This is a genomic window from Streptomyces purpureus, from assembly GCF_014648195.1.
GTDB classification, from domain to species: domain Bacteria; phylum Actinomycetota; class Actinomycetes; order Streptomycetales; family Streptomycetaceae; genus Streptomyces; species Streptomyces purpureus.
The window spans coordinates 1-8,233 of record NZ_BMQQ01000049.1 but is presented as its reverse complement, the minus strand read 5'-3'; the positions used below and the strand labels follow the sequence as shown (position 1 = coordinate 8,233).

Below are 8,233 nucleotides of genomic sequence, written 5' to 3'. Positions count from 1 at the left end.
GGGGTTGATGACGATGGCTTCGGGGCCGATGAGGTAGTTCTTGGCGTGGCGGACGACGGATGCCTGGACGGCCGGGCCGGTGAAGGCCAGCGGGCGGGTGTGGTGGGTGGTCATCAGGTCCTCGCGTAGGCGGAGGTGCGGGCCAGCTCGACGGAGAGCTCGTCGACGGGGGTGGCGGGGACGAACTGCTCGGGGGCCGGGCCGTCGCCGAAGTAGTGGGCGATGGCGGCCACCGTGCGGGCGGTGGCGCGGCCGTCTCCGTAGGGGTTGGCGGCGGTGGCCATGCGCAGGTAGGAGGCGGGGTTGCGCAGGAGTTCGGTGGTGGCGTCGACGATGCCGGCGGTGGTGGTGCCGACCAGGCGGGCGGTGCCGGCGACGACGGCCTCGGAGCGTTCGGTGACGTCGCCCAGGACGAGGGTGGGCTTGCCGAGGGCGGGGCCTTCCTCCTGGGAGCCGCTGGAGTCGGAGACGATGATGTCGGCGCGGCGCATGAGCTTGGAGAAGGACAGGTAGGGCAGCGGGTCGACGACCGTTATGTTCGGGTGCCTGCCGATGACCGGGAGCATCGCCTCGCGGACCACGGGGTTGCGGTGCAGGGGGACCACGACGCGGGTGTCGGGCTCGTCGGCGATCTCGGCGAGGGCGGCGGCGATGTCCGGCAGGTGCGGCCAGGCCTCCCGGCGGTGCGCGGAGGCGAGGATGACGCGGCGCGGGTCGGTGTCGAGGTCCTCGATGGCCGCAACGCCGTAGGTGTCGGACTGGTCGCAGGCCCACTGCAGGGCGTCGATGACGGTGTTGCCGGTGACGACGACGGTGTCCTGGTCGATGCCCTCACGCAGCAGGTTGGCGAGGTTTCCCGGGGTCGGCGCGAGGTGCAGGGCGGCGACCTGGGCGACCAGGCGGCGGTTGCCCTCCTCGGGGAAGGGGGAGCCGAGGTGGCCGCTGCGCAGTCCGGCCTCGACGTGGATGACGGGGATGCGGTGGTGGAAGCCGGACAGGGCGGCGGCCAGGGTGGTGGCGGTGTCGCCGTGGACGAGGACGGCCTCGGCGGCGGTGTCCTTGAAGTGCTCCCCCAGGCCCCGCAGGGAGCGGTAGGTGACCTGGGAGAGGGTCTGCTTGGGGGCCATGATCTCCAGGTCGATGTCCGGCTTGAGACCGAAGGCGTCGAGGGTCTCGTCGAGCATCTGACGGTGCTGGCCGGTGGAGATGACGACCGGGTCGAAGCGCGGGTCGTCCTGCAGGGCGCGGATGACCGGGGCGAACTTGATGGCCTCGGGGCGGGTACCGAGGACGACGGCGACAGAGCGCATGGGAAGGTCTCGCATTCTTCTGGGTGGGGAGGGCCTCGATGGCCGAAGTGGCGGTGATGCGCGTGATGCGTGGCGCGTGATGAGTGGCGCGTAGGTGGGGCGCGTGCGGTGGCCGCCTGATGGGCGCCGGCCCCGGGCGGGGCGGCTGGCGGGATACGCGGGGTGGTTCTGAAGTCCTTTGCGGGGGGCTGGTGTTGGGCTCCCTTGCCCCTCTCGCTGATAGATATCTTTCCCGTGAGATAGATGTGCGTCAACGCTGTGCAGGATCACTTGCACACCCGCCTGCACAGCTGGGTCCGCGGGGCGGGGCGGGGGTGTGGGCGGGCAGCACGAAGCCCCCGTGCCGCGGGTGCGGCCGGGGGCTTCGTCAGGGGTGCGCGGCCCTGTCAGGGGGCCGTGTGAGGGCCTTGGAGGGCCCTTGACGGGTCAGTGCAGCAGGGCGAGGACCTCGTCGCGTACAGCGGCCACGGTGGCCTCGTCGCGGGCTTCGGCGTTCAGGCGCAGCAGTGGTTCGGTGTTGGAGGCGCGGAGGTTGAACCACCAGGTCGGGGCGGTGACGGTGAGGCCGTCGAGGGTGTCGATCGAAACGCCGGGCCGGCTTTCGAAGGCGGCGCGGACCGCCGCCATACGGGCGCTCTGGTCGTCGACGGTGGAGTTGATCTCGCCGGAGGCCGGATAGCGGTCGTAGGAGGCGACGAGCTCGGAGAGCGGGCCCTGCTGGCCGCCGAGGGCGGCCAGGACGTGCAGGGCCGCGAGCATGCCGGTGTCGGCGTTCCAGAAATCGCGGAAGTAGTAGTGCGCGGAGTGTTCGCCGCCGAAGACGGCGCCGGTGCGGGCCATTTCCTCCTTGATGAAGGAGTGCCCCACCCGGGTGCGGACCGGGACGCCGCCCATGTCCCGTACGACCTCGGGGACCGACCAGGAGGTGATCAGGTTGTGGATGACCGTGGCGCCGGGGTGCTTGGCCAGCTCGCGGGCGGCGACCAGGGCGGTGATCGCGGACGGGGAGACCGGCTCGCCGCGCTCGTCGACGACGAAGCAGCGGTCCGCGTCGCCGTCGAAGGCCAGGCCGAGGTCGGCGCCTTCGGCGCGGACGCGGGCCTGCAGGTCGGTGATGTTCTTCGGGTCCAGCGGGTTCGCCTCGTGGTTCGGGAAGGTGCCGTCCAGCTCGAAGTACATCGGCACCACGTCGAGCGGGAGGTTTTCGAAGACGGTGGGGACGGTGTGGCCGCCCATGCCGTTGCCGGCGTCGACGACGACCTTCAGCGGCCGGATCGACGCCACGTCCACCAGCGACTTCAGATGGGCCGCGTAGTCGGCCAGGACGTCACGGCGGCGGATGGTGCCGACGGAGGTGAAGGAGGGCGGGGGGCCGTCGGCGGCCCACTGTTCGACCAGGGCGCGGATGTCGGCGAGGCCGGTGTCCTGGCCGATGGGGGCGGCGCCGGCGCGGCACAGCTTGATGCCGTTGTACTGGGCGGGGTTGTGGGAGGCGGTGAACATCGCGCCGGGCAGGTTCAGGTGGCCGGAGGCGTAGTAGAGCTGGTCGGTGGAGGCGAGCCCGATGTCGGTGACCGCGGTGCCGTACAGCGCGGCGCCCTGGGCGAAGGCCTGGGCCAGGGCCGGTGAGGTGGGCCGCATGTCGTAGCCGATGACGATGGCGTCGGCGCCGGTGACCTTGGCGAACGCGGCGCCGAAGAGTTCGGCCAGGGGCCTGTCCCACTGGTCGGGGACGGTGCCGCGGATGTCGTAGGCCTTGACGATGTGTGACAGGTCCGGTCGGCCGGGCGGGCTTGCGGGCATGGGCGTGTCCTTCTGGTCGTCCCGGAAGCGGGAGCGGGTGCGGGTCGGTCAGGTGCGTGCGGGGTGCGGGTGTGGAGTGGAGGGGGATATGGGGGTGGGCGCGGCCCCCGCGGGTGTGCGGGGGCCGCGCCCGGGCGGCCGGTGGCCGGTTCAGCGGCGGGGCAGCTTCACCGACAGGGAGTGGCGGAAGTAGTCGGTGGGGTCGTAGGCCTTCTTGACCTGCTGCAGGCGGGGGTAGTTGTCCTTGTAGTAGAGGGTGGTCCACGGGACGCCGGAGCGGTTGCGGCGCGGGTCGGCGACGTCGGTGTCGGGGTAGTTGATGTAGCAGCCGTCGGTGGTGTCGTCGATGACGGGCACGCCGCCGGTCTTGGCGAAGAAGTCCTCGTAGATGCCGCGGGCCCAGCCGAGGTAGAAGGCGTCCTCGTCCTTGTCGGCCCAGAAGGTCTGGAAGCACATCTTGAACACCGAGCTGCGCTGGGCGTTGGCGGTGGCGTCGGGGGCGAGCGCGTTGACCTGGCCGCCGAAGGAGAACAGCACGATCATCGTGTCGGGGTTGTGGAAGTCGGGGCGGGTCAGGTGCCGGTACATGGCGGCGACCTGGTGGTCGGTGAAGTTGGTGCGCATGTAGGCGGACTTGTGGGCGCCGCGGGAGGTGGGGTTGGTGATGGTGGGGTTGTTGGTGCCGACCAGGCGGGTGGCCTGGAGCCAGGGCAGGTGCTGGGGGGCGGCCAGCTGCGGCATGGCGGGCAGTTCGCCGTTGGCGCGGGTCAGGGCGCGGGGGGTGACCTTGGTGCCGGCGAGGATGGCGGCCATGTAGTCGTCCAGGAGCTTCTCGGCGCCGGGGACTGTGGCGTCGACCTGGGTGAACATGCCCAGGCTGCCGTGGGCCTTGGAGCTGACGTTGAACAGGCTGGAGAGGTGCCGGTAGGGCGAGTCGGGGGCGCTGTGGGTCTCGTGCCAGGCGCCGAAGTTCTTCAGCAGGCGGGTGAAGGTGGCCTCGTCCAGCTGGTCCCAGGGCAGGTCGACCGCGGAGACCAGGACGGTGGAGGGCGGGGAGACGAGCTGGTCGGCGGGGTTGGTGCCGCGCGCGCCCGGGGAGCGGAACCAGTAGCGGGTGACCAGGCCGAAGTTGCCGCCTCCCCCGCCGGTGTGGGCCCACCACAGCTCGCGGTGCGGGTCGTTCTTCTCGCGGGTGGCGACGATGGTGCGGGCGCGGCCGGAGGCGTCGACGGTGACGACCTCGACCGCGTACAGGTGGTCGGAGACCAGGCCGTGGGCGCGGGAGAGCAGGCCGTAGCCGCCGCCGGCTATGTGGCCGCCGGCGCCGACGCTGTAGCAGATGCCGCCGGGTATGGTCACGCCCCAGCCCTTGTAGAGGGCTTCGTAGACGTTGATGAGGCGGGCGCCGGGCTCGACGACGAAGGCGCGGCGGGTCTCGTCGTAGCCGACGTGGGTCATCTCGGAGAAGTCGAGGATGACCTCGATGTCGGCGTTGGCGGCGAAGTCGGCGAAGCAGTGGCCGCCGGAGCGTACGGCGACACGCTTGCCGGCCTTGAAGGCGGCTTGCAGGGCGCGTTCGGCGTCCTTGGCGGAGCGGATCATCTTGATGTAGTCGGGCTTGGCGACGAAGCGCTGGTTGTTGCCGGTGGTCAGGCCCGCGTAGCGCGCATCGCCGGGCCGGATGGTGGCGCCGGTGGCAGCAGCGGCCGCCGCGGTGCTGGAGGGCTGGGCGGGGGCGGCGGCGCGGGCGGCGGGGGCCAGGGCTCCCGCGGCGAGCGCGGTGCCGGCGACCGCGGCGGTGCGGCCCAGGACGGTACGGCGGTCGATACCGCTCATCGTCGATACCTCGGATTCTGTGATGGATGTACGGAGTTGGGGCCGGTAGCAGGCACCCCCGCATCGCGCGCCCGGTGCGGACACGCGGGCACACGGGCGTGCGGTGGTGTGCGGGCGTGCGGGTGCGCCCGGGGGCCGGTCCATGGGGGCCGACAGGCCCGGGCGCGGGTGGTACGCGGACGTGACTCGGTCGTACGGGGTGGTGCGCGGTGGTGCGGGGGTGGGGGGTGGGGGGTGGGGGCTTGTTCAGACGGCGGCGGGGGGCCGGTCCGCGGCGGGCGGGGCCGTCTGGGGGGCCGGCGGTGCGGGCCGTCGGCGGTGGCGGCGCTCCAGGAGGCCGGAGAGCAGGGCGGTGGCCAGTCCGGCGGTGGTGAGCAGGGCGCCGATCCAGTTGGGTGCGGTGTAGCCGAGGTGGTGGTCGATGGCCAGTCCGCCGAGCCAGGCGCCGAGCGCGTTGCCGAGGTTGAAGGCGGCGATGTTGGCGGCGGAGGCGAGGGCGGGGGCGCCTTCGGCTTTCTGCATGACGCGCATCTGCAGCGGGGGGACGGTGGCGAAGCCGACGGCGCCGAAGACGGCCAGGGTGAGGGCGGCTGGCAGCGGGGCGCGGGCGGTGAACACGAACACCGCAAGGACGGCGGCGAGGGCGGCGAGGATGGCGTAGAGGCTGGGCATGAGGCTGCGGTCGGCCATCTTGCCGCCCACGACGTTGCCGACGCACAGTCCGGCGCCGAAGAGGACCAGGAGCCAGGTGACGGCGGAGGCGGAGAAGCCGGCGACGTCGGTCATCATCGGGGCGATGTAGGTGAAGGAGGCGAACACGCCGGCGAAGCCGAGGGTGGTGGTGGCAAGGGCGAGCCAGACCTGGCCGCGTTTGAAGACGGCGAGTTCGCCGCGCAGGCCCGCGCTCTCGGGGGGCTGGCGGGGTACGAGGGACAGGACGCCGGCGAGGCTGACGAGGCCGAAGGCGGTGACGGCCCAGAAGGTGGAGCGCCAGCCGAAGTGCTGGCCGAGGAAGGTGCCCATGGGGACGCCGAGGACGTTGGCGACGGTCAGGCCGGTGAACATCAGGGCGATGGCGCCGGCGCGTTTGTCGGGGGCGACCAGGCCGGCGGCCACGACGGAGCCGATGCCGAAGAACGCGCCGTGGGTGAGGGCGGCGATGAGCCGGCCGGCCATGAGCAGCGGGTAGCTCTCGGCCAGGGCGCACAGCAGGTTGCCGGCGATGAAGACGCTCATCAGCACGGCCAGCATGGTCTTGCGGGGCAGGCGGGAGCCGGCCGCGGTCATCAGCGGGGCGCCGACGACGACGGCCAGGGCGTAGCCGGTGACCAGCATGCCGGCGGCGGGGATGGAGACGGAGAGGTCGGCGGCGACTTCGGGCAGCAGGCCGACGATGACGAATTCGGTGGTGCCGATCCCGAACGCGCCCAGGGCGAGCGCGATGAGCGCGGGGGGCATCAGCGGGTCTCCCGGCGCCGGGTGGGGTGGTCCTTGAGCAGGGTGCGCAGGCGGCGCCGGCCGCGGTGCAGGCGGGAGTTGACGGTGCCGTGCGGTACGCCGATGAGGTGGGCGATCTCGCTGTACTGCAGGCCTTCGACGTCGGCGAGGAGGACGACGGTGCGGAAGTCGTCGGGTATGTGGGCCAGGGCGTGGCTGACGTCGGGGTCGGCCATGGCGTCCAGGACCTGGGATTCGGCGGAGGGCAGGCCGGTGGAGGTGTGGGAGGCGGCGCGGGCGAGCTGCCAGTCCTCGACGTCGCGCAGGGAGGCGTGGGGCGGTTCGGCCTTGCGTTTGCGGTAGGCGTTGATGTGGGTGTTCTTCAGGATGCGGTAGAGCCAGGCCCGCAGGTTGGTGCCGGGGGCGAACTGGTGGAAGCTGCGGAAGGCGCTGGCGTAGGTGTCCTGCAGGAGGTCTTCGGCGTCGGCGGGGTTGCGGGTCAGGCGCAGGGCCTCGGCGTACATCCGGCCGCGGTGGGCGAGTGCGTCGCGTTCGAACCGCTGGGCGCGCTGCTGGGGTGTTTCTCCAACCGGGGTGGGGTGTGTCGTCACAGGGGTGTCCTTTGCGGCCGGGATGCGTGCCCGCCGAGGCGGCCCGAAGCAGGAGAGGGGCGGGAAGAAGGGGGGCGGGGTCAGATCTGGCGCAGGGCGCCGCCGTCGACGGCCCATTCGGCGCCGGTGACCTGCCTGGCGAGCGGGGAGAGCAGGTAGGCGATGACGCGGGCGACGTCGTCGGGTGTGCCGATACGGCCGGTGGGCAGGGCGCGCACGGTGCGCACGAAGTGGTCGACGGCGTCGTCGGCGGACATGTCGAAGCGGGCGGCGAGCTGTTCGGCGAAGCCGCCGGGGGCGTCGAACAGGGCGGTGCGGGTGGGGCCCGGGGAGACGATGTTGGAGCGCACCCCGCGGGGGGAGAACTCGGCGGCCAGCGATTTCGACAGCGACAGCAGGGCGGTCTTGGTGGCGGCGTAGTCGACGAGGGGGGCGTCGGGGAAGCGGGCCGCTTCGCTGGCCAGGTGCACGATGGCCGCGTCGCCGCTCTCCAGGAGGGCGGGCAGGGCGGCGCGGGTGACGCGGACCAGGGAGTGGAAGTTCAGCTCGAAGGTGGCCTTCCACTGCTCGTCGGTGACGTCGAGGAAGGAGGTACGGGAGGTAAGTCCGCCGACGTTGTTGACCAGGCCGTCGAGGCGGCCGTGGCGCTCGAGGGTCGCTTCGACGATACGGCCGGCGGCGCCGGGGTCGGTGACGTCGGCGGCCAGCGGCGTGACGCGGTCGCCGAGCGCGGCCAGCGCGTCGGGCTTGCGGGCGACACCGACGACGTGGGCGCCTTCGGCGGCCAGCAGCCGGGTGGTGGCCTCGCCGATACCGGCGGAGGCGCCGGTGACCAGGAAAACCTTGCCGTCGAGGGTCAGGTCCATGAGCGAAATTCCCTTGTGGTGCGCAGTGGAGTGGTACAGAGGCCAAACGGTTCAGCACCTACGGGCGCCCTTGGGCCGTACGGGGTGTTGCGGCCCTACGGGTGGGGCGCGGGCGGTACTGGGTGGGGCGCGGGGGGGGGTGCGAGGGGGTCCGGCGGCGCACCCGCCCAGGGGGGTGGGGCGGGCGCGCCGCCGGAGGGGGTTGCCGGGCCCCGGGGAAGGGACCGGAGGCCGGCTGGCTCGATGGCCGGCTGGTTGTGGGCCGGCTAGCTGAGGGCCGGCTTCTCCTTGCCGCGCAGGAAGAGTGCGGTGAGGAGGGTGCCGGCGAGGACGATGGCGGCGTTGATGAGGACGGCGAGTCCGACGCCGT

6 protein-coding genes are annotated in these 8,233 nt (G+C 72.4%); all 6 read right to left on the bottom strand.

The window, feature by feature from the left end; translation table 11 throughout:
- Positions 1-113: 113 nt before the first annotated feature.
- The 6 genes from wecB to IEZ01_RS33120 all read right to left on the bottom strand — a co-directional run bounded on the left by wecB (position 114) and on the right by IEZ01_RS33120 (position 7,863).
- Complete coding sequence (gene wecB, locus IEZ01_RS33145; RefSeq protein ID WP_189205473.1) at positions 114-1,310, bottom strand: non-hydrolyzing UDP-N-acetylglucosamine 2-epimerase; 1,197 nt, start codon at positions 1,308-1,310, stop codon at positions 114-116.
- A 426-nt stretch (positions 1,311-1,736) separates the two neighbouring features.
- Positions 1,737-3,113, bottom strand: coding sequence for a phosphomannomutase/phosphoglucomutase (locus IEZ01_RS33140; protein ID WP_189205471.1), 1,377 nt, complete (start codon positions 3,111-3,113; stop codon positions 1,737-1,739).
- Between the two features lie 150 nt (positions 3,114-3,263).
- Positions 3,264-4,949, bottom strand: a complete 1,686-nt coding sequence (locus IEZ01_RS33135) for an FAD-binding oxidoreductase (RefSeq protein WP_189205469.1) — start codon at positions 4,947-4,949, stop codon at positions 3,264-3,266.
- Between the two features lie 246 nt (positions 4,950-5,195).
- Positions 5,196-6,407, bottom strand: coding sequence for an MFS transporter (locus IEZ01_RS33130; RefSeq protein WP_019891703.1), 1,212 nt, complete (start codon positions 6,405-6,407; stop codon positions 5,196-5,198).
- Positions 6,407-6,997: a sigma-70 family RNA polymerase sigma factor gene (locus IEZ01_RS33125; protein WP_019891702.1), complete on the bottom strand. Its 591-nt coding sequence runs from the start codon at positions 6,995-6,997 to the stop codon at positions 6,407-6,409. The genes IEZ01_RS33130 and IEZ01_RS33125 overlap by 1 nt, the downstream gene beginning before the upstream one ends.
- Positions 6,998-7,077: 80 nt before the next feature.
- The gene (locus IEZ01_RS33120) at positions 7,078-7,863 is read right to left on the bottom strand and encodes an SDR family NAD(P)-dependent oxidoreductase (protein ID WP_019891701.1); all 786 of its coding nucleotides are present in this window, start codon (positions 7,861-7,863) and stop codon (positions 7,078-7,080) included.
- Positions 7,864-8,233 lie beyond the last annotated feature (370 nt).

What these genes read in the sequence shown, in the direction of transcription:
- wecB (WP_189205473.1), bottom strand. Translation starts at nt 1,310, where the DNA reads ATGCGCTCTGTCGCCGTCGTCCTCGGTACCCGCCCCGAGGCCATCAAG.
- IEZ01_RS33140 (WP_189205471.1), bottom strand. Translation starts at nt 3,113, where the DNA reads ATGCCCGCAAGCCCGCCCGGCCGACCGGACCTGTCACACATCGTCAAG.
- IEZ01_RS33135 (WP_189205469.1), bottom strand. Translation starts at nt 4,949, where the DNA reads ATGAGCGGTATCGACCGCCGTACCGTCCTGGGCCGCACCGCCGCGGTC.
- IEZ01_RS33130 (WP_019891703.1), bottom strand. Translation starts at nt 6,407, where the DNA reads ATGCCCCCCGCGCTCATCGCGCTCGCCCTGGGCGCGTTCGGGATCGGC.
- IEZ01_RS33120 (WP_019891701.1), bottom strand. Translation starts at nt 7,863, where the DNA reads ATGGACCTGACCCTCGACGGCAAGGTTTTCCTGGTCACCGGCGCCTCC.